This is a genomic window from Maritimimonas sp. 2210JD6-3 (genome assembly GCF_056591795.1).
In genome coordinates this window covers 16,363-35,664 of sequence record NZ_JBWQOJ010000005.1, presented here as the reverse complement: position 1 = coordinate 35,664, position 19,302 = coordinate 16,363, and the positions used below count along the sequence as shown (strand labels likewise).

Here is a 19,302-nt window from a genome sequence, read left to right as displayed (position 1 = left end):
AGTAATTTCGGGCTTTTAATTGAAAATCAGTATCGTAAATTACATGACTGAAGAAAAGCAAAAAAAGTATGATATGGCCTATTTAAAAATGGCAAAAGAATGGGCGAAGTTATCATACTGTAAGCGAAAACAAGTAGGCGCATTAATTGTAAAAGATAAAATGATTATATCAGACGGATATAATGGTACCCCTACTGGTTTTGAAAATATTTGTGAAGACGAAGACAATTACACAAAATGGTACGTCTTGCATGCCGAAGCGAATGCGATATTAAAAGTTGCATCATCTACACAGAGTTGCCAAGGAGCCACATTATACATTACGATGTCACCTTGTAAAGAGTGTAGTAAACTCATCCATCAATCAGGCATTAAACGGTTGGTGTACGCAGATGCTTATAAAGATGATGCCGGATTAAAATTTTTAGCAAAAGCTGGCGTTGAGTTAGTACATATTAAAGAAAATGAATTCTAAAAATAAAATTTACATACCCTTACTGCTTTCATTTGCCGTAATCTTGGGGATATTTATAGGAAGCACCTTAAACTTTCCAAAGAAAAGTACGGTTGCGTTATTTAATAACAATCCGCAAGAAGCAAAGATTAAAAGGCTTATTGATTATATACAATATGATTATGTAGATAAAGTAAATACTGATAGTTTACTTGATGGAACCATCAAACAGATTTTAGGGAAACTAGATCCGCATTCAGTATATATTCCTGCTTCAGATCATGACGGTATTACCGAACGTATGAATGGTGAGTTTGTAGGTATTGGCGTACAGTTTAGAATGCATAATGATTCTATTACCGTTGTAGATGTTATTGACGGTGGCCCTAGTGCGAAAGCTGGATTAAAAAATGGAGATCGTATTCTTATTGCCGAAAAGGATACACTCTATGGTAAAAATTTAGATAATGAATTTATTATCAGTAGATTAAAAGGAAAGCCTAATACCAAGGTAAACATAAAGGTTTATAGAAAATCAGCGGCTGAACTATTAGATTTTACCATAAAAAGAGGAAAGGTACCCATTAAAAGTGTTGACGCTTACTATATGGTTAATGATAGCTTAGGATATATAAAAGTAAATCGTTTTGCAGCTACTACATATAAAGAGTTTAAAAAAGGATTAGATGCGCTTGTCGATCAAAATATGACGAGTCTCATACTTGATTTAAGAGGAAATCAAGGTGGTTTTATGAATGTTGCGACGCAAATGGTTGACGAATTTTTGGAAGATGATAAATTAATTGTTTTTACAAAAAACAAAGGGGGAAAAATAGACAAAGCATTTGCCACGGCAAAAGGAGATTTCGAAAAGGGTAAAGTATATGTGCTTATTGACGAAAATTCTGCATCTGCTAGTGAAATTGTCGCTGGTGCTTTACAAGACAACGATAAAGGTCTTATTGTAGGGCGACGTTCTTTCGGTAAAGGTTTGGTACAACAAGAAATGGAATTGGGTGATGGTTCTGCGGTTCGCTTAACAGTTTCAAGATATTATACCCCTACGGGTAGATCGATTCAAAAACCCTATAAAGGTGATAATCCAGACCAATATTATAACGATAATTTTCATGAGCGTTATCTTAACGGAGAATTGCAAAACGCTGATAGTATTAAAAAAGTAGATTCACTTAAATATACTACACCTAAAGGAAAAGTAGTATATGGAGGTGGCGGTATTATACCCGATGTTTTTGTTGCGATAGATACGACAGCGTACCTACCAAATTACCATTTTGGTGCGATGCGTGATTTTGTGTTTAAATATGTTGATGAACATAGAACAGCGTTAGAAGCCTATAAAAAAGAAGATTTTTTAAGTGATTTTGATGACAATACTACCATTTTAGATGCATATCAGAAATATCTAAAAGAAGATGCGCAGATCAATCGAAAAATCAAAAATGTAAAGTATGTAAAATTCTATTTAAAATCATTGTTTGCACAAATGTTATATGATGATAATTTGTTTTACTCGATTTTAAATCAAAATGATAAAATGTTACAACGCGTAAAATTGCTCGATAGACAAGTAGATTACGTTAAGCATTAAATTGCCATGAAAAAGGGAATCTTTTTTAGAAATTTCTATGAGTGTACTTTATCATGTACTTTTACGTGTTCACCATTGTTCCAAAGGGTAAGAATATCGGTAGCGACCGAAGCTCCACTACCGCAGGCAATAGCAAACTGACTGCGCCATCCTGCCAAGGTGCCAGCTACATAAATACCCTCAGTTACTAAATGATCGTTATTTTTTAGCTCAATACGCTCTTTTACGGGTTTAGATTTTTGATGTGGTATGGTATAGGTTTCTAATCCTTTGATATCAAAATTATTAGTATAGCCAATAGCAATTACTATAATCTTACTTTGATAAGTATTTTTATTAGTGATAACTTTTAAAGCGTTTGGTTCTCGCGTAACCTCAATTACTTTTTCATTTTGGATTTGTTCAATGTGTGAATACACATCAGACAAATGTTGTTTGCCATTTTCGAGAACTTTTCGCCCAGTAGTTTTAGGAGGCAATCCTAATACGTTGTTAAATAGAGCGGATTGCAAATGTGATGTTTTTTGATGCATGATAATGCCTATTTTTTTACCTTCAGTAAAAGGCTTGTCTTTAGCAGATCCTAAGACCAAAGCACAAGACATTCCAGCCGCACCTCCTCCAATGACCAATGCATCATACATTAAAATAAAACTTTAATATTAGCAGCAAATAATTTCACAGCAATAGCTAATAGTACAACACCAAATATTTTTCTGATAATTTTGATTCCATTCGGGCCAATAAACCGTTCAATTCTAGCAGAAGTTTTAAGTACAATATAAATTAATAATACATTTATTAATACAGCTACAATAATATTTTCAATATGAAATTCAGCACGTAGCGAAAGTAATGTTGTTAAACTTCCTGGTCCGGCAATTAAGGGAAAAGCTAACGGAAAAACAGAAGCCGTTATAGTACCATCATCATCATCTTTATATAAAGTAATACCTAAGATCATCTCAAGCGCTATAAAGAATAAGATAAACGCACCTGCAACGGCAAAAGAATTCACATCGATTCCGATAAGACCTAGTAAACTTTGTCCTAAAAACAAGAAAATGATCATAATGACACCTGCAATCATCGAGGCTTTTTCAGATTGAATATGCCCTACTTTATTTCTTAAATCAATTATTATAGGAATGTTTCCTATAATATCAATCACTGCAAATAACACCATAAAAGCAGTAAAAATTTCTTTAAAATCGAAGTTCATATATGGTTTATTTTTTTGGCAAAAGTAGCTAAACAAGATCTGATTACAACATTAAATAATTGTAAAGTTACAGAGAAAAAAATAAGTATTTTTGCCTTATTATGTTATAATCTTTAGAAGATGTTTCAGCTTGGTAAAACCATAGTTTCAGAAGAGATCATAGAAAATGAGTTTGTTTGCAACCTTTCAGCATGTAAAGGCACTTGTTGTGTAGATGGCGAAGCTGGTGCCCCGCTTAAAGAAGAAGAACTTAAGGTTTTGATGGATATTTACCCCAAAGTAAAACCGTATTTAACGAAAGAAGGTATTGAAGCTATCGAAGATCAAGGATTATTTGTTACGATAAATGGCGAATACGAGACTGCGCTCATTCCGAGTGATGATAGCTGTGTTTATATAAATTATGATAAGAAAGGTATTGCACAATGTGGTATAGAACAGGCTTATAATGATGGAAAAATTGATTGGAAAAAACCTATCTCTTGCCATTTGTATCCAGTTCGCGTACAAGATTACTCAGAATTTGCAGCTGTGAATTATCATAAATGGCAGATCTGCGATGATGCCTGTACGTTAGGCGCAGCACTTCAGGTGCCCATCTACAAATTTGTAAAAGAAGCACTCATTAGAAAATTTGGTGAAGATTGGTATGCCGAATTAGAAAAGGTGGCTCAAAAGATTAAGAAGTGATTAAAAAATAATGATCCAATTTTTCTAATTATATAATTTTTCTAGTCAACTTTCATTGACTCTTTTTTCGTTTTACGCAGAATCGTAGAAAACCCAGTAAACTCCGCTTACGAGCTAAAATGTTAAAATTATAAAAAATTGAAAGTCAATACTTTATATGTTAAGTTTGTGTTAACATAAATATTGATCTTTTAGGTTTTTGTTAAAAACTCGCCCTTGTTTGTGGATAATTATGAGTTTTTTTTTTCAAGTAAAAAATCCATATTTGTCAATGTCAATTTTATCTCAAGATCTTTTGAGAAAGAATTACCCGAAACAGTTTTATTCAACAAACAAAACTTAAAAGCGATTCTTCATAGAATTACTTTGATAGGTTAAGAATTTTTTACTCAAAAAGAGAGCTTTTACCAACTAACGCAAGAATTATGGAAATTACAGAAATTATAAAAAGAGATTACGAAACCACCAGTTTCACACTAAGTAAAATCACCAACGCCATAGAAAAGGCAATGATTTCTGTAGAAAATGGTACGAAAGAAGATGCAGAAGAAATTTCTAATATGGTTCTTGATGTGTTAATTGAACGTAAGGTAAGAGATGCTAATTATATACCTACGGTTGAAGAAGTACAAGACATTGTTGAAGATACCTTAATGAGCAGCACGTTTCATGATGTTGCGAAGGCATATATATTATATAGAGATGAGCAAGCACGCAAAAGAAAGCCTAATATTTTTGAAAAGCGAATTAATCTAAAGCCCTACGATTACCCTCAGTTGTATGAGTATGTAAATGCCATTAGACATTCATATTGGATTCATACAGAATACAATTATACTAGCGATGTTCAAGATTTTAAAACAGGCTTAAACGAGGTAGAAAAAAGTGCTATTAAAAATACCATGTTAGCCATCTCTCAAATAGAAGTAGCCGTAAAATCTTTTTGGGGTGATATGTATCAAAAAATGCCAAAACCAGAAATAGGTTCGGTAGGTGCTACGTTTGCAGAAAGTGAAGTAAGACATCACGATGCCTATTCACATTTATTAGAGATTCTTGGGCTTAATAATGAATTTAAAAAATTAAAAAAGAACCCCGTAATTATGCGTAGGGTTCATTATTTAGATACCGCACTAAAAAATGCGAAAAGTGAAGACATAAAAGAGTACTCTGAGTCTATTTTACTTTTTTCTCTTTTTATCGAGCATGTATCACTTTTTTCTCAGTTTTTGATCATTATGGCATTTAATAAACACAAAAACGTGTTGAAAGGAGTGTCTAATGTTGTAGAAGCTACTTCTAAAGAAGAACAGATTCACGGCGATTTTGGTATCGATGTAATTAAGATTATTAAAGAAGAAAACCCAACTTGGTTTGGTGAAGAATATAATTTAATTGTACAAGATTTATGTAGAGAAGCCTTTGACGCTGAAAGTCGCATTATTGACTGGATTTTTGAGAAAGGAGAATTAGAATTTTTACCTAAAGTTGTCATCAACGAATTCATAAAGAACAGGTTTAACAACTCATTAGAGAGTATCGGTATAGAAAAAGTATTCGATATAGATGAAAACCTTTTACAATATACAGAATGGTTTGATGATGAAATTATCGGAACCAAGCACGGAGATTTCTTTGTGAAACGTTCAATCAACTACAGCAAAAGAACAAAAAGTATAACCAGTGACGACCTATTTTAATTATGAAGCTAAACACACCCTTAACCCAAGAACAGCAACAACTTTCAGATCAAGAGCAACTATTACGTGCAAGAAAGGAAGCTCTAAAAAATGCGCAAGAGCCAGAAATTAAATGGCTTACAGAAAACAGCCGTAAATTTTTAGAATCTGGCTATTTAACAGACGATACGACTCCCGAAGAGCGCATACGAGAGATCGCGAATAGAGCCGAAGAAATTTTAAAGATTAAAGGATTTGCTAACAAATTCTATGGCTACATGGCTGAAGGATTTTTCTCGTTAGCATCACCTGTTTGGTCGAATTTTGGTAAAAAAAGAGGCTTACCAATTAGTTGTTTTGGTTCTCATATTTCAGATGATATGGGTGATATTTTATATACACAATCTGAAGTAGGTATGATGTCTAAGTTAGGTGGAGGTACTTCAGGATATTTTGGTAAAATACGCCCAAGAGGTGCTGAGGTAAAAAATAACGGATCATCATCAGGGTCGGTACATATCATGCAATTGTTTGAAAAAATGGTAGATGTGGTAAGTCAAGGTTCAGTGAGAAGAGGTCGATTTTCACCATACTTACCCATAGATCATAAAGATATTCATGAGTTTTTAGAAATAGGTACCGAAGGAAATCCGATTCAAGAACTAACACATGGGGTTTCTGTTGGTGACCAATGGATGCAAGAAATGATCGATGGTGATATCGATAAACGAGCTATTTGGGCCAAAGTATTACAGCGTAGAGGTGAAATAGGCTATCCGTATATTTTCTTTAGAGATAATGCAAACAATGGAAGTGTAGATACATATAAAGATAAGAATCTAGAAATTTATGCGAGTAATCTATGTACTGAAATCATGTTGCCTTCTAATGATAATTGGTCGTTTGTATGCTGCTTATCGTCGATTAATGTGTTGCATTATGATAAATGGAAAAACACCGATGCTGTAGAAACACTTACCTATTTCTTAGATGCTGTGATGGAAGAATTTATTACTAAGTTAGAGGTATATAAAGATTCTCCAAAACGCGATGACCAGCAGACATTTATGTTTATGGAAAAGGCGTATAATTTCGCTAAGAATAATAGAGCACTAGGTCTTGGTGCTTTAGGATGGCATTCGTTCTTACAATCTAAAATGTTAGCGTTTGATAGCCAAGAGGCGTATAATTTGAACAATGAAATTTTTAAAACCATAAAACAGAAGTCGTATAAAGCTTCAGAAGAATTAGCAGAACTATTTGGTGAGCCTGAGGTGTTAAAGGGATATGGAAGACGTAATACAACGTTAAATGCTGTAGCACCAACAACCTCTTCAGCGTTTATTTTGGGACAAGTATCGCAGGGTATTGAGCCTATTTGGTCAAATTGTTATGTAAAAGACATTGCGAAAATTAAAACAACGATTAAAAATCCTTTCTTAGAAGAACTTTTAGAAGAAAAAGGCAGAAATACGAGTGATGTATGGCGAAGTATTCGTGATCGTGATGGTTCTGTACAGCATTTAGATTTTCTTTCAGAGCACGAAAAAGATGTGTTTAGAACCTATTCAGAAATTGATCAGTTAACCATAGTATATCAGGCATCAACACGTCAAAATCATATTGATCAAGGGCAATCGGTTAATTTAATGGTACACCCAGATATGCCCGTAAAAGATATTAATAAAATTTATGTTACTGCTTGGAAAATGGGTCTAAAGTCATTGTACTATCAACATAGTATGAATGCTGCGCAAAAATTCAAGCAGAAAAAAGAATGTACAAGCTGCGAAGGATAGTAAAACAGCTTATAAATATAATGTGTAGTTCTTAAGTAACTAATTAGGGTTTAGTTTAACGAACGCAGTTAAAGAGGAGTAAAAAATGCTCCTCTTTTGTTTTTTGAAATTTTATTAAAGTACTGACAATAAGAAGTCTAATAAGTATAAACTCAATTGTTAAAAAAATAACATTAAAATATTTTTTTAACCAAAAATTTAGAAATAATATAGATTGTTTTATTATATTCGCGCAGATTAATCAATAAATTAAATATTTTTTATGAAAACAATTAAATTTTTTGCAGTTGCAGCATTTGTTGCTTCTGTATTTGTCGCTTGTACTTCTGATACCGTAGAAGAAGGAAATGTAAAAGCTAGTGTATTAGCTAAAATAGAGAAAGCTGGTTTTAGCACTGAAGATGTGTTTGCCGATACTTTTAATGGTAAGCAGGGGTATGTTGTTGAAGGTGATATCTTTTTAACGGAAGCTCAAATAAATGAATTACAGCCAAGTCTTGATAACAAAAAACATTACAGAACTAACAATATTGTAGGCCCAGATGGAAGAGTAATTTCTGTGTATATGGATGTTGATTTTAACGCTACTATGCAAGCTGCTTTTGATGATGCATTAAATCGTTATAATTCGTTAGGATTAGATATTACATTCCAAAGAGCAAATAGTGAAGGAGCAGACATTGATATTTTATCTCAAAAATTAAGAAAATCTCGTGGAAGTACTATTTTAGGACGTAGTGCTGGTTTCCCTGATGCAAATGGAGACCCTGCTACGCCGATCGTATTAAATTCAGATGTTTATAACCCTCGTAGAGGTGGTGTACCTGCAGACGCAGCAACAGTAATAGCTCATGAAATTGGCCATGCTATAGGTTTCCGTCATACAGATTATTTTAACCGCGCTTTTAGTTGTGGAAGAGGTGGTGACGAAGGTGATGCAGGTGTAGGTGCTATCTATATTCCTGGTACTCCAACTGGAGCTGAAAACGGTTCTTGGATGCTAGCATGTAGTAATGGTACTGATAGACCGTTTACTGCTGGTGATATTACAGCACTATTAGAGGTGTACTAATAAGATATTTTTAATGAATTTTAAGAGGCTGCCGATAGGCGGCCTCTTTTATTTTAAATAGAATATGTAAATTTGACTTATAAATTTTTAACATGTCTATAGAGGTACAAGAAGTAACAAAAATATACGGTTCACAGAAAGCACTAGATACGGTAAGTTTTACTATTGGGTCGGGTGAAATTGTGGGTTTTTTAGGCCCTAATGGTGCTGGTAAATCTACCATGATGAAGATTATTACTTCCTATATTTCACAGACCCAAGGTGTGGTGTTGGTAAACGGATTTGATGTCTCTAAAAATCCTATGGAAGTAAAAAAATCAGTAGGCTATCTTCCTGAGCATAATCCATTGTATTTAGAGATGTACGTTAAAGAATATATCCGCTTTTATGCCGATGTTCATGGTATTTCAAAAGCACATGTTAATGAAGTAATTGAGCAAGTTGGATTGTCGCCAGAAAGTCATAAAAAGATCAGCCAACTCTCTAAAGGTTATCGTCAACGTTGTGGACTCGCAGTAGCATTACTACATGACCCTGAAGTATTAATTTTAGACGAACCTACTACGGGTTTAGACCCCAATCAATTGGTAGAAATTCGTGGTTTAATTCGCGAAATAGGAAAAACCAAAACTGTATTACTATCTACACATATTATGCAAGAGGTAGAAGCTGTTTGCGATCGGGTTATCATTATTAATAAAGGAGAAATTGTTACCGATAAAAAGATAGCGGATCTTAAAAGTGGAACGCAACAACTTGTCGAGGTAGAATTTGATGTAAAAATCGAAAAAGAACTTATCAACAAATTACCCAAATTGGTAAAAGCGATAAACCTAAACGATACGACTTGGCAATTAAGTTTTGATACGAAGGAAGATATGCGGCCAGCAATTTTTGACTTTGTGCAAGAAAACGGACTCAAACTTTTACAGTCGCAAGTAAAAAACCAAGATTTAGAAAGCTTATTTAGAAGTTTGACGAAGTAATGAAATTGACTAAGAATGGTACTGAAAGTTATATTGGCAATAACATTTGTTGTATTAATGTTAAAATTGCCTATTCTCCGTGAGAATAATAAAGAGGTGATTCACAAGTATGATTTTGACATTAGATATGATATTAAGAATGCCAGTGAAGACGAAAAATAAATCATGAAAGCATTTGTAATGCTTTTATTATCTCGTCATTGCGAGCATTGCGAAGCAATCTTTTAAATAGGAGTTCTAATTGTTGAGATTACCACGTCGCTATATCACAGCTCCTCGTAATGACGTTAGATTTAAATGTGTTAAGATTAATCTCTAATAAACACCTCCTGTTCCCCCGCTGCCGCGCGATTGTAATGCCTTTATTATCTCGTCATTGCGAGCATTGCGAAGCAATCTTTTAAATAGGAGTTCTAATTGTTGAGATTTCTCAATCGTCCACCTTTGGTAGACTCATTTCGAAATGACAAAATCTCTGGATAAGAAATCTAATAAGCTAAAAAGCTTTAGGCTTGAAGCATACAGTTAATTCCCCGCTGCCGCGCGATTGTAACGCGTGGTTATTAACTCTCATTAGCGCTCGACTAATCCGTTAATTATTTGGGTTTGGTTTATTACCTATTTTAAGAAAGTGTTTGTAATGCTTTTATTATCTCGTCATTGCGAGCATTGCGAAGTAATCTGTTCAATTGGAGTTCTAATTGTTGAGATTTCTCAATCGTCCACCTTTGGTAGACTCATTTCGAAATGACAAAATCTCTGGATAAGAAATCTAATAAGCTAAAAAGCTTTAGGCTTGAAGCATACAGTTAATTCCCCGCTGCCGCGCGATTGTAATGCGTGGTTATTAACTCTCATTAGCGCTCGATTAATCCGTTAATTATTTGGGTCTTTGGTTTATTACATATTTTAAGAAAGCGATTGTAATGCTTTTATTATCTCGTCATTGCGAGCATTGCGAAGCAATCTGTTCAATTGGAGTTCTAATTGTTGAGATTACCACGTCGCTATATCACAGCTCCTCGTAATGACGTTAGATTTAAATGGTTAAGATTAATCTCTAATAAACACCTCCTGTTCCAAAGTAAACCCCCTTCTCAAGAAGGGAATTTATCGTATCTTTGAGGGGTCTATAAGGGTATATTAACGCACTAATCCATCGTATCCTTTTTAGTTTCTTCTTTCTTTTTTTCTTTCCAAAAATACCTTTTAGCAGTTTCTTCAAGGGCATTTGGTTTTTGGTAGTGTTAGATTCTGAACTAACGTTTAAAGTATTTTTTTATCAGTTTTAATAGAAGTGTTGGAAGCTACTATCTAAAAATTTTATAATCAGTACAATACTAAAATATTGTTTTTAATCACCATATTGACATAAAATTTTTAGCATCTGAATTAACCGCGCCTTGCTTATTTTGGCCAAGAAAATCTTCGGTTACCTTTTCCGCCAAGTTATCAGCTTCTAAAAATACTCTTCCCGTATTGTTAGGAATCCATGTGCCGCTAGGATTACCAAAGTTATCTAACATAATCGCGGCTTCTTCAGCATTGATAATGCCCTGTTCATTAATAGTGCCTGATACTACATATGCCAACTCAGCAGATGTTCCGTTGGCTAGATTATCAATAGTTACTTTAAAGTATACACTAAAATTATTTCCTTCTCCTGATATGAAAAATCCAGGACCCTTTAGCTCAGTAACGACAATCATAGAAAAGAATTCTTTTCCTAAAACATCAATGGTATTATCTTCTGAGTTTTGATTTGAGAAAGTTTGTAATAAGTCAATAATTTCAGTTCCTAGTTGACCATCATCTTGAGGCACGTTAGTAGCTGTTAGGGTACGCTCATTAAAAAGATAAGAACCTTCTATATTTGGGGGATTGGCACCAAGATATACAGTCAGACCTAATTCTTTCATAGCTTCCAATACTCCAGGGCTGAATAATTCGGAAATTTGAGCATCAGTACCCTGAAATACTTCTTCATCTGAAGCATTATCATCATTAGTACAATTAATAAATAAAAGTATAGTAAACAGATAAATTAAACGTAGCTTTAACCTCATAATATAGGTTTTAATATAAAATTAACATAAATTTTAGAGACTTTATACTAAAAGTTTAATTTTTTGAGTTGTGAATTGTTTTGTCTAGAAGATATAAAGATCCTCTTTTTGACACAATTGTATCGCATGGTAGTAAAAAATAAAAAGAAACTAGTTTTAATAAATTTAGAAGAAAGTGTTGTTAACTATAAGAAAGACAGGGAGATGGCAAATCAATCTACCGTATCCTTCTTAACCGTTGTACTATCTTTTTTCTTCTTTTTGCTACCAAAAATACCTTTTAGCAAGTCTTTTGCGGTTTCTTTGACAGCATCAGGTTTTTTAACCGAAGTAGAATCTACTTTTGCGGTGTCTTTATTTTTATGCAACAATTTATCTAAAGCAGTATTTAATTGTTCTTTACCTTTATCTACCAACTTATCTTTTTGGTTCGAAGCTACTTGCTTTGTTAAACTGGTAATCGCACCTTTTAGATCGGTTGAGATAGTTGGATCTGTAAAACTACCGTCTATAAATGCTGTTACAGGTACTTTAATCATATTTTGTTCTTCAGGTGTTAATTGTGCGAGTAACTTTTCAGCTTCTTTACCTAAATACTTAGCGGGTATATTAAACACCGCATCATAATCCATAGTTCTATCAAAGCCATGACCACCACCTACGGCGATCTCTATATCATCATAGTTTACAGAAAATGGCTTTACAGTTACTTTACCATCTTTAAAGCGTAGTGAAGCCTTAAGGCCATCTAGATTTAGTTTTTTAGCATCAAAAAAGTTGAGCTTACTCATTAGTTTTTGTAATAATGGCGATGCTTCGTTATTTAGCACAGAAGATGTTAACTGCCCTAATACGTCACCACTTAATGTTGTTAGATTCGGTGTAAAGTCAGTGTTTAAATCGCCAGAAAGACTTATAGTTGTATTGAGTTTTCCTCTAATTGTGTTGGCAATAGGTGCCAAAGCTTTAAACAATTCTAAAGAAGTAAACGATTGACCAATATCAAAATTTGCAACATCTAATTTCATAGTAAAGGTTGGGGTTTTAGTTTTTGTAGAAACCAATCCGTCGAAACCTAATTTTCCGCCAAACACGTCTGATCGCATATTTTTTAGGGAAGCTGTTTGATCTTTCACTCGTAAATCACCCGATACGTTTGAAAGCGTAATATTATCATACACCACTGTTTTGGCAGTTGCTTTAAGATCAGCATCTAAAAATGAAGGTATGCTAAGCTGCTCTTTAGCATTTGTTGCGGTGTCATCTGTGTTTTCCTCGGCTGCTTCATTAGAAGTCATAAAATCATTCACTACAAATTTGTCTGATTGCATAATAAAATCACCCTCAATATTTTCGTTGTTAAAGATGAATCCCAAAAAATTATTGAGACTCCCACTAATGTTCATATCTGTTTCACCGATCGTCGCATCAAACTCGTTAACTTTTACTGTTTTTGGATTAAACAATAATACTGTATTTTTAATAATTAAAGGGTTTTTTAACTCATTCGACGCATATTTGAAGTCGGCAATACTAGCCGTACCAGATACTTTTGTATTCTCATATTTTTTCTTTTCAATAGAATACATATCAAAAGCCATATTGAGGTTAGCATTTAGCAAACCTTGCAAGTCTTTTACCTGTTCTGCTGGATAAATTTGCTCAAGCTTTGATACATCTAACATGCCTTTTAGACCTGCGGTTACCTTCATATTATCGGTAAGGTCTTTTAACAGTGCATTCGCGGTAAATGTTTCATCATCAATTTGAAAATTGAATTTATCAATAGCTACATAAGTGTCTTTTGTAAGTCCTGTGGTATTCGCAATTTTCGTATCTATTTGAATATTTTTAAGTGATTTGGGTAGTTCAGGATACTTAAACGAGGCATTATCTGAGGTAATTGTAATGTCAAAAGTTGGAATATGGGTTTCGTCAACAATCCCGGTAACAACACCTTTTACATCAAAATTTCCTGTCGTGGTCACCCCTTCAATATTTTTAGAATATACTTTCGGAATTAAAGCGAGAAAATTCTTGAAATCTGAGGAAGGCGTTTCGAAGCTAAGTGAGACTTCTTGATTCTCTTCATTAACTTTTACAAAACCATCAAACACTAAATCGAGCGCATTGATTTTTGCTTTGTTCTCTAAAAAGGAGTAGGTATTCTCTTTAAAATTTAGGTCAAAATCTGCGGTTAAATTCAATGCATTATTTTTTAGATATTCAATACCATCGATGCCTAGAGAGACAAGTGCCTCAGAAGTGGTTTTTAAAATCGATTTATCTGATGAAAGATTTCCACGACCTGTATGATTTAGATTAGAAAAGCTAAAATCTAACTCACTTTTTTGATCGGTGTAAGTAATACTACTATTGGTAATGCTATAATCCTGCAAATTAAAAGTAAAAGGTTCTGAAGCAGTAGAGTCTAGATTTTTTGAATTGGTATCTTTTTTTAGAATATCATAATTCGTTTTTCCTAATGAATCTACCTTAATAGAGAGTTGAGCACCATCTATAGAAAAGCTTTTTACAGCGATCGCTTCAGAAGCGTCATTAAATAAACTTTTAAATGGCAAGGTAACAGAGACATCTTTGATTGAAACCAACGTATCACCTTGAAAAAAACCTTGGTTTAGAATATGCAAATCTTGTACATGCAATGATACATTAGGGAAACTACTTAGCAAACTTACATCAGCCTTTTCAAAATCTAAGGTTGCATTTATATTGTTATTCGCTGTCTTTTTTACTAAATCGATTATTTTACCTTCAAATAAAAGAGGTAGGCTTAGTAAAAGAATTAGGAGTGTACCAGTTGTGATGGCTACTATTTTAAAAATTCGCTTCATATTCAATAACAAAATTTAACACAAAGTAAAAGTATCTTTTTATTCTCAAGAAAACTTTAAGAAACAATTAACCTTACTATTGTGCACACAAATTTAGAGAATGCTGAATTCAAAAAGTTGTACTTTTGCCACAAATTTTAACGTAAATGAATATTGCTTCCATTCCGAATATAAAACATAGCGCTAGTGGTAATTTCTTTTTATTGGCGGGTCCCTGCGCTATTGAAGGCGAAGATATGGCAATGCGAATTGCCGAAAAAGTAATAGGTATAACTGATGAATTGAAAATACCCTATGTGTTTAAAGGTAGTTTTAGAAAAGCAAATCGCTCACGTGTCGATTCCTTTACGGGTATAGGTGATGAAAAAGCACTTGAAATTCTTCAAAAAGTGGGTGAGCGATTCAAGGTACCAACCGTTACTGATATTCACGAGGTTTCTGATGCTTACAAAGCGGCTAACTATGTCGATGTTTTACAAATTCCAGCATTTTTGGTGCGTCAGACCGATCTTGTAGTTGCCGCGGCTAAAACAGGAAAAGTAGTGAATCTTAAAAAGGGACAATTTATGAGTGCTGAAAGTATGCAGCACGCAGTGAAAAAAGTGACAGATTCTGGCAATGAAAATGTAATGATCACAGACAGAGGTACGATGTTTGGCTATCAAGATATGATTGTTGATTTTAGAGGAATACCTACCATGAAACAATATGGAACAACGGTGATTGATGTAACACATTCACTGCAACAACCCAATCAAACTTCTGGAGTAACAGGTGGCAGACCCGATATGATCGAAACCATTGCAAGAGCGGGTATTGCTACGGGTGTCGATGGTTTGTTTATAGAAACACATTTTGATCCAGCAAATGCAAAATCTGACGGAGCCAATATGCTACACTTAGATCATTTGGAAGGCTTACTATCAAATTTAGTAGCGATTCGAAAAGTTGTAAACGACTTGCAATAATATGGTATTATTTATGTTGTAAATTGTACATGAAATATATCCTTATTTTTCTTTTTTTATCTTTTTCGATACTACAAGCGCAAGATTATGCGGCTGTAGATGCACGTGTAAAACAATACCCTAAACGCATTGCTTCTGCTGAAGGATTGGCAACGCAAATACAACAAGATTTTAAGAGTGATAAAGAAAGAGTGCGTGCGATTTATACCTGGTTAGCATTAAATGTTAACTACGATATGAATGAATTTTTAAATGGAGATCGGTTTGTGAAATTTAGCTATGCAAATCAACAAGATCTCATGGAAAAACAAAAAGCTCTTAGAGAATATTCTGTTGAATCAACGTTAAAGACAAACAATGCTATTTGTGAAGGCTATGCGCAGACCTTTAAAAAAGTGTGTGATCTGATGAATATTCCGTGTTTGTTTATTGATGGGTATTCGAAAACCAGCGTGCATGATATTGGTAAAGATCCACCTCGTGGTGATCATGCCTGGAATGCCGTGAAGATTGATAATAAGTGGTATGTTTTAGATGTAACCTGGGGAGCAGGAAGAGCTTCTGGGAAGACATGGAGCAAAAAATTTAGTGATTATTTTTTCTTCACAGATCCTGATGAATTTGTAAAAAGTCATTTACCGAGTGTAAAAGGTTTGTCTTTTTCGACTAAAGAACCTACTAAAAAGCAATTTTTTGATGCACCTACCTATGCTTTAGGATATTTTAAAAATAAACTTTCTATTAATTCACCTTTGGGAGGAGAAATAAAAGCAAAAAGTGGAGAAACGATCACTTTTACGATAGAAAAACCCAAGAAAGAGGTGAAATTGCATTACGCAACACGTGCCGATATGAAGCCAAAACCGCTAACACCCGTATGCGCCGATGATGGGTGTACATTTGAAGTTCTGGTAACAGTCTCTGGTAATACTGATTTGTTTATTATTGTAAATCGTGAAACAGCTTTGCAGTATAAATTGATTCTCGAGTAACGCTTATCTCCAGAAGCCTTTATGATTAATAGCAGCAGCCTCTTGCAAAACATTCATAACAATTTCATCGTTTATAGTATCTAGAGTTTTAAAACGAAAGGATTTTATTACTTTTCTACCGTCACGTACCAAATATGCATCATATTTTTTAAGATGTGCAGATGCCCAAAAGCCTACTTCTACAAAATTCTTTTTCTTGGGTACATTTAAATAGCAGAAAGGCTTTCCTGCTAAATAATAAAACGGAATTCTATATTTATACAACAACTCAACGTCTTTTACGGTAGCTTCAATAAGTACCTGCACGTGTAATAGAATCGATTTATAAGGCTCTTGTTGATTTAAAATATATTCCTCAGCAGGGTTCATATCAAAAAAATAGAAAAAGCAGTGATGAGTCACTGCTTCATTTTTTATGAGACTTATTTACATCGAATAGAAAAATTGCTCACTGGTAATTTTTCCGTTTTCAACACCGTAAACACAAACCTCACTCATTTTTTGACGTCCTCTGTCTTTAAAAGTAACATCCATATCCATAGTACACGTGAAATGATTTTCTGCTACCTGCGGGTCAGAAACCTCAGCTTTATGAAATTCTTGTACATTATCCATCCATGCCTCACTTTTGGCAAATACCTCTTTAATACCTGTAGTCACCTCATTTGGCATACCGGGCATTTCTCTACTTACGATAGTATCGGCATATAATTCTTCCATGGCGCCAGCAAAATTTCCTTGGCGGCACATTTCTACTAATTTGTTAGCTACTTGTTGTGTATTCATTTTTTAAGGTTTAGAATTAATCCTTCTAAGTTAAAAAAATAGGACGATATATTCTTACTTCGAAAATTGATTTAACAAAAAATTAAATTCAATCTTTAGTACGAAGTTTCCGAACCAAATCCTCAAGACCATTCAATTTTAACTCATACACTAAACCTAGCATGGTACCAATTTTTCCTTTTGGGAATCCTTTTCGATGATACCATACAATATAATGTTCAGGAAGATCGATGAGGTAGTGACCTTTATATTTTCCGTAGGGCATTTTGGTATTTGCAAGATCGAGCAGAAATTGTTTGTCTTGCTCCATTATTCTTTACCGTTAACGTAATCTTGTAGATAACTATAGCGTTTGGTTAATTTACCATTTCTGGTCATACAAGCGCGTTCTAAAATTCCATCTTTGTCTCCATTAAAAAAAGCAGGAATTACATGTTTTAAAAACATATCTCCAAAACCTTCACTAGCATCCTTAGGAAGTTCACAGGGTAAATTATCTACAGCCATAACTGTGATGGCATCCTTATCATCAAATGCAACTTCTTTTTCAGAAACAGGATTATATCCATAAAAAGGATCAGCAATAGTAGACGATCGTAACGTGCTGGCAACGGGTCCATCAATATCACAACTAATATCTGCTACTAGATTGATATTAAAATCAGGATGTTTCGCATCTTCTCTGGTAAATAAATATGGAGCGCCATCACCATAAAAATGACCTGCAATAAACATGTCGGTTTCTTTCGCATACGGCATAAAATTGCTTTCATACCCAGAAGGATCTTTATAAAACTCTGAAGTATTGCCTACTTTACCATCGCTACGCTTTGCATATTCCATCACATCTACCATACAATAAACAGGCTCTGTGAATTTTGAAGTTAGATACAGTGCGTCACTTACTTCTTTTATATTTAAATGGTCTAATATTTCTTTAGCGCCATAAGCCACTTTACCAGTGCCAGAGAGTAAAATTTTAATATTTGGTAAGGTTATTTTATCTAATTCTGCTTTTACTACGTCAAGATCAGCAAGTGTTTCAACCTTTGGAAGCTTAAATAGTTTATCTCTTAATCCTAAAGCCCTAAAACCGTTATAAGTGCCAACCAAACCAGCATAACGACCAAAACCTATAAGTCTAGCACCATTTTCTTTGATAATGGTTTCGTGATCATATAGCTCAATATTTTTATCTAAAACCGCTCGCAATAATTTGCGGTTATACGGTTGTTTTTTAATAGTATGGCTAAAGAAGAAATACTTTTTATCTGGGATTAACGCATCAATAGGAACTTCTTTAACGCCCAAGAGAACATCGCAATTACTAAGATCATTAATAACAGGAAAATCTAATTCTTTATAAGCATTGTCTGGAAAAATTCGTATGTCTGAACTTTCTACAGCAAATTCGGCATTCGGAAATTTTTCACGTACTTTTGCTAAACCTTCAGGAGAAAAAACAACCCGACGATCTGGCGGATTTTTACGTTCTTTTACAAGAGCAAACTTCATTTAAATATTCTTTTTTTAAGGTAAAACTCAACACCTAATGGCAGAGAAAAACCTTTGGTATAAAATTTGCCGCAAGGTATTATGAATTAAAGAATTTCGCAAGTAGCTATTTTAGAAAAAATATATACATTTGCCATCCTGCTCTTTGAAAATTTGGGGACGACTGGTTTTGACTGCAAGATCAATTGAACTGTAAGCATGTCGAGCAATGAAAAAGCACTCGTAAAAATCTATTTCAAACTTTAAACGGCGAGAATAACTACGCTTTAGCTGCTTAATTATCTGAATTATAGTAAGATAAAAGCCTCGGCACACAAGGTGTGCAAGCTAAATGTCTCTTGAAAGCCTTGGTTTATGGCGTTCTTTTTAGAGGCATCGTAAAAGTAAACCTAGAATTGTTAATGCTTTGATAGCGATTCGAAATTTAAGAAGCTAAGCTAAAAGTGGGCTGTTTTTGGTCAGCTTTTAGTCGAAAATCAAACAAAAAATAAGCATGTAGAAAGCACTTTGGTTGCTTGTTTGGACGAGGGTTCGAGTCCCTCCGTCTCCACTTTTACAACTCGCAAACCCTTTATTTATAAGGGTTTCTTTTTTGCGTTGATAATT

The 19,302-nt window shown here is 34.0% G+C and carries 18 protein-coding genes and 1 other RNA gene; 11 read left to right on the top strand and 8 right to left on the bottom strand.

Annotation, left to right across the window (positions count from 1 at the left end):
* The first annotated feature begins 43 nt into the window (after positions 1-43).
* Together AC1EUY_RS03935 and AC1EUY_RS03930 are read left to right on the top strand one after the other, a co-directional pair.
* Positions 44-475 (top strand): deoxycytidylate deaminase, encoded by a 432-nt coding sequence (locus AC1EUY_RS03935; protein ID WP_480194199.1) that lies wholly within the window; start codon positions 44-46, stop codon positions 473-475.
* Positions 465-2,066, top strand: a complete 1,602-nt coding sequence (locus AC1EUY_RS03930; RefSeq protein ID WP_480194198.1) for a S41 family peptidase — start codon at positions 465-467, stop codon at positions 2,064-2,066. The genes AC1EUY_RS03935 and AC1EUY_RS03930 overlap by 11 nt, the downstream gene beginning before the upstream one ends.
* 35 nt (positions 2,067-2,101) lie before the next feature.
* On the opposite strand, the gene AC1EUY_RS03925 is transcribed toward AC1EUY_RS03930, so the two are convergent.
* Together AC1EUY_RS03925 and AC1EUY_RS03920 are read right to left on the bottom strand one after the other, a co-directional pair.
* Entirely contained in the window at positions 2,102-2,710 is a 609-nt protein-coding gene (locus AC1EUY_RS03925; RefSeq protein WP_480194197.1) for an FAD-dependent oxidoreductase, read from the bottom strand.
* Positions 2,710-3,288 carry a MarC family protein gene (locus AC1EUY_RS03920; RefSeq protein WP_480194196.1) on the bottom strand — a complete coding sequence of 193 codons (579 nt, stop codon included), beginning with the start codon at positions 3,286-3,288 and terminating at the stop codon, positions 2,710-2,712. Before AC1EUY_RS03920 ends, AC1EUY_RS03925 begins: the two co-directional genes overlap by 1 nt.
* A gap of 120 nt (positions 3,289-3,408) precedes the next feature.
* Between AC1EUY_RS03920 and AC1EUY_RS03915 the strand changes: the two genes are divergently transcribed.
* The 6 genes from AC1EUY_RS03915 to AC1EUY_RS03890 all read left to right on the top strand — a co-directional run bounded on the left by AC1EUY_RS03915 (position 3,409) and on the right by AC1EUY_RS03890 (position 9,676).
* A complete protein-coding gene (locus AC1EUY_RS03915) occupies positions 3,409-3,978 on the top strand; it encodes a DUF3109 family protein (RefSeq protein WP_480194195.1) in 570 nt (189 codons plus the stop codon).
* Between the two features lie 425 nt (positions 3,979-4,403).
* Entirely contained in the window at positions 4,404-5,678 is a 1,275-nt protein-coding gene (locus AC1EUY_RS03910; protein ID WP_480194194.1) for a ribonucleotide-diphosphate reductase subunit beta, read from the top strand.
* A gap of 2 nt (positions 5,679-5,680) precedes the next feature.
* Entirely contained in the window at positions 5,681-7,456 is a 1,776-nt protein-coding gene (locus AC1EUY_RS03905) for a ribonucleoside-diphosphate reductase subunit alpha (protein ID WP_480194193.1), read from the top strand.
* A 262-nt stretch (positions 7,457-7,718) separates the two neighbouring features.
* Positions 7,719-8,528: a M57 family metalloprotease gene (locus AC1EUY_RS03900; RefSeq protein ID WP_480194192.1), complete on the top strand. Its 810-nt coding sequence runs from the start codon at positions 7,719-7,721 to the stop codon at positions 8,526-8,528.
* A 92-nt stretch (positions 8,529-8,620) separates the two neighbouring features.
* Positions 8,621-9,514: a gliding motility-associated ABC transporter ATP-binding subunit GldA gene (gene gldA, locus AC1EUY_RS03895; RefSeq protein WP_480194191.1), complete on the top strand. Its 894-nt coding sequence runs from the start codon at positions 8,621-8,623 to the stop codon at positions 9,512-9,514.
* Between the two features lie 15 nt (positions 9,515-9,529).
* The gene (locus tag AC1EUY_RS03890; protein WP_480194190.1) at positions 9,530-9,676 is read left to right on the top strand and encodes a hypothetical protein; all 147 of its coding nucleotides are present in this window, start codon (positions 9,530-9,532) and stop codon (positions 9,674-9,676) included.
* A 1,196-nt stretch (positions 9,677-10,872) separates the two neighbouring features.
* On the opposite strand, the gene AC1EUY_RS03885 is transcribed toward AC1EUY_RS03890, so the two are convergent.
* Together AC1EUY_RS03885 and AC1EUY_RS03880 are read right to left on the bottom strand one after the other, a co-directional pair.
* Positions 10,873-11,580 carry a hypothetical protein gene (locus AC1EUY_RS03885; protein WP_480194189.1) on the bottom strand — a complete coding sequence of 236 codons (708 nt, stop codon included), beginning with the start codon at positions 11,578-11,580 and terminating at the stop codon, positions 10,873-10,875.
* Between the two features lie 212 nt (positions 11,581-11,792).
* Positions 11,793-14,435 carry an AsmA family protein gene (locus tag AC1EUY_RS03880; RefSeq protein ID WP_480194188.1) on the bottom strand — a complete coding sequence of 881 codons (2,643 nt, stop codon included), beginning with the start codon at positions 14,433-14,435 and terminating at the stop codon, positions 11,793-11,795.
* A 146-nt stretch (positions 14,436-14,581) separates the two neighbouring features.
* Here AC1EUY_RS03880 and kdsA point away from each other — a divergent pair, with 146 nt between their 5' ends.
* Positions 14,582-15,403 (top strand): 3-deoxy-8-phosphooctulonate synthase, encoded by an 822-nt coding sequence (gene kdsA, locus AC1EUY_RS03875; RefSeq protein WP_480194187.1) that lies wholly within the window; start codon positions 14,582-14,584, stop codon positions 15,401-15,403.
* A gap of 29 nt (positions 15,404-15,432) precedes the next feature.
* Positions 15,433-16,395: a transglutaminase domain-containing protein gene (locus tag AC1EUY_RS03870; protein WP_480194186.1), complete on the top strand. Its 963-nt coding sequence runs from the start codon at positions 15,433-15,435 to the stop codon at positions 16,393-16,395.
* 3 nt (positions 16,396-16,398) lie between these two features.
* Here the strand turns inward: AC1EUY_RS03870 and AC1EUY_RS03865 are convergent, their stop codons facing one another.
* The 4 genes from AC1EUY_RS03865 to AC1EUY_RS03850 form a co-directional block, all read right to left on the bottom strand.
* On the bottom strand, positions 16,399-16,764 hold the full coding sequence (locus AC1EUY_RS03865; RefSeq protein ID WP_480194185.1) for a DUF1801 domain-containing protein: 366 nt from the start codon (positions 16,762-16,764) through the stop codon (positions 16,399-16,401).
* Between the two features lie 57 nt (positions 16,765-16,821).
* The gene (locus AC1EUY_RS03860) at positions 16,822-17,181 is read right to left on the bottom strand and encodes a SnoaL-like domain-containing protein (protein WP_480194184.1); all 360 of its coding nucleotides are present in this window, start codon (positions 17,179-17,181) and stop codon (positions 16,822-16,824) included.
* Positions 17,182-17,269: 88 nt separating this feature from the next.
* The gene (locus AC1EUY_RS03855; RefSeq protein ID WP_480194183.1) at positions 17,270-17,491 is read right to left on the bottom strand and encodes a DUF3820 family protein; all 222 of its coding nucleotides are present in this window, start codon (positions 17,489-17,491) and stop codon (positions 17,270-17,272) included.
* Positions 17,491-18,696, bottom strand: coding sequence for an NAD(P)-dependent oxidoreductase (locus AC1EUY_RS03850; protein WP_480194182.1), 1,206 nt, complete (start codon positions 18,694-18,696; stop codon positions 17,491-17,493). The genes AC1EUY_RS03855 and AC1EUY_RS03850 overlap by 1 nt, the downstream gene beginning before the upstream one ends.
* 155 nt (positions 18,697-18,851) lie before the next feature.
* Between AC1EUY_RS03850 and ssrA the strand changes: the two genes are divergently transcribed.
* Positions 18,852-19,249, top strand: a transfer-messenger RNA (tmRNA) gene (gene ssrA, locus AC1EUY_RS03845).
* The last annotated feature ends 53 nt before the right edge of the window (positions 19,250-19,302 follow it).

What these genes read in the sequence shown, in the direction of transcription:
- AC1EUY_RS03905 (WP_480194193.1), top strand. Translation starts at nt 5,681, where the DNA reads ATGAAGCTAAACACACCCTTAACCCAAGAACAGCAACAACTTTCAGAT.
- AC1EUY_RS03910 (WP_480194194.1), top strand. Translation starts at nt 4,404, where the DNA reads ATGGAAATTACAGAAATTATAAAAAGAGATTACGAAACCACCAGTTTC.
- AC1EUY_RS03880 (WP_480194188.1), bottom strand. Translation starts at nt 14,435, where the DNA reads ATGAAGCGAATTTTTAAAATAGTAGCCATCACAACTGGTACACTCCTA.
- AC1EUY_RS03890 (WP_480194190.1), top strand. Translation starts at nt 9,530, where the DNA reads ATGGTACTGAAAGTTATATTGGCAATAACATTTGTTGTATTAATGTTA.
- AC1EUY_RS03920 (WP_480194196.1), bottom strand. Translation starts at nt 3,288, where the DNA reads ATGAACTTCGATTTTAAAGAAATTTTTACTGCTTTTATGGTGTTATTT.
- AC1EUY_RS03915 (WP_480194195.1), top strand. Translation starts at nt 3,409, where the DNA reads ATGTTTCAGCTTGGTAAAACCATAGTTTCAGAAGAGATCATAGAAAAT.
- AC1EUY_RS03885 (WP_480194189.1), bottom strand. Translation starts at nt 11,580, where the DNA reads ATGAGGTTAAAGCTACGTTTAATTTATCTGTTTACTATACTTTTATTT.
- AC1EUY_RS03930 (WP_480194198.1), top strand. Translation starts at nt 465, where the DNA reads ATGAATTCTAAAAATAAAATTTACATACCCTTACTGCTTTCATTTGCC.
- kdsA (WP_480194187.1), top strand. Translation starts at nt 14,582, where the DNA reads ATGAATATTGCTTCCATTCCGAATATAAAACATAGCGCTAGTGGTAAT.
- AC1EUY_RS03900 (WP_480194192.1), top strand. Translation starts at nt 7,719, where the DNA reads ATGAAAACAATTAAATTTTTTGCAGTTGCAGCATTTGTTGCTTCTGTA.
- AC1EUY_RS03850 (WP_480194182.1), bottom strand. Translation starts at nt 18,696, where the DNA reads ATGAAGTTTGCTCTTGTAAAAGAACGTAAAAATCCGCCAGATCGTCGG.
- AC1EUY_RS03865 (WP_480194185.1), bottom strand. Translation starts at nt 16,764, where the DNA reads ATGAACCCTGCTGAGGAATATATTTTAAATCAACAAGAGCCTTATAAA.
- gldA (WP_480194191.1), top strand. Translation starts at nt 8,621, where the DNA reads ATGTCTATAGAGGTACAAGAAGTAACAAAAATATACGGTTCACAGAAA.
- AC1EUY_RS03935 (WP_480194199.1), top strand. Translation starts at nt 44, where the DNA reads ATGACTGAAGAAAAGCAAAAAAAGTATGATATGGCCTATTTAAAAATG.
- AC1EUY_RS03855 (WP_480194183.1), bottom strand. Translation starts at nt 17,491, where the DNA reads ATGGAGCAAGACAAACAATTTCTGCTCGATCTTGCAAATACCAAAATG.
- AC1EUY_RS03870 (WP_480194186.1), top strand. Translation starts at nt 15,433, where the DNA reads ATGAAATATATCCTTATTTTTCTTTTTTTATCTTTTTCGATACTACAA.
- AC1EUY_RS03860 (WP_480194184.1), bottom strand. Translation starts at nt 17,181, where the DNA reads ATGAATACACAACAAGTAGCTAACAAATTAGTAGAAATGTGCCGCCAA.
- AC1EUY_RS03925 (WP_480194197.1), bottom strand. Translation starts at nt 2,710, where the DNA reads ATGTATGATGCATTGGTCATTGGAGGAGGTGCGGCTGGAATGTCTTGT.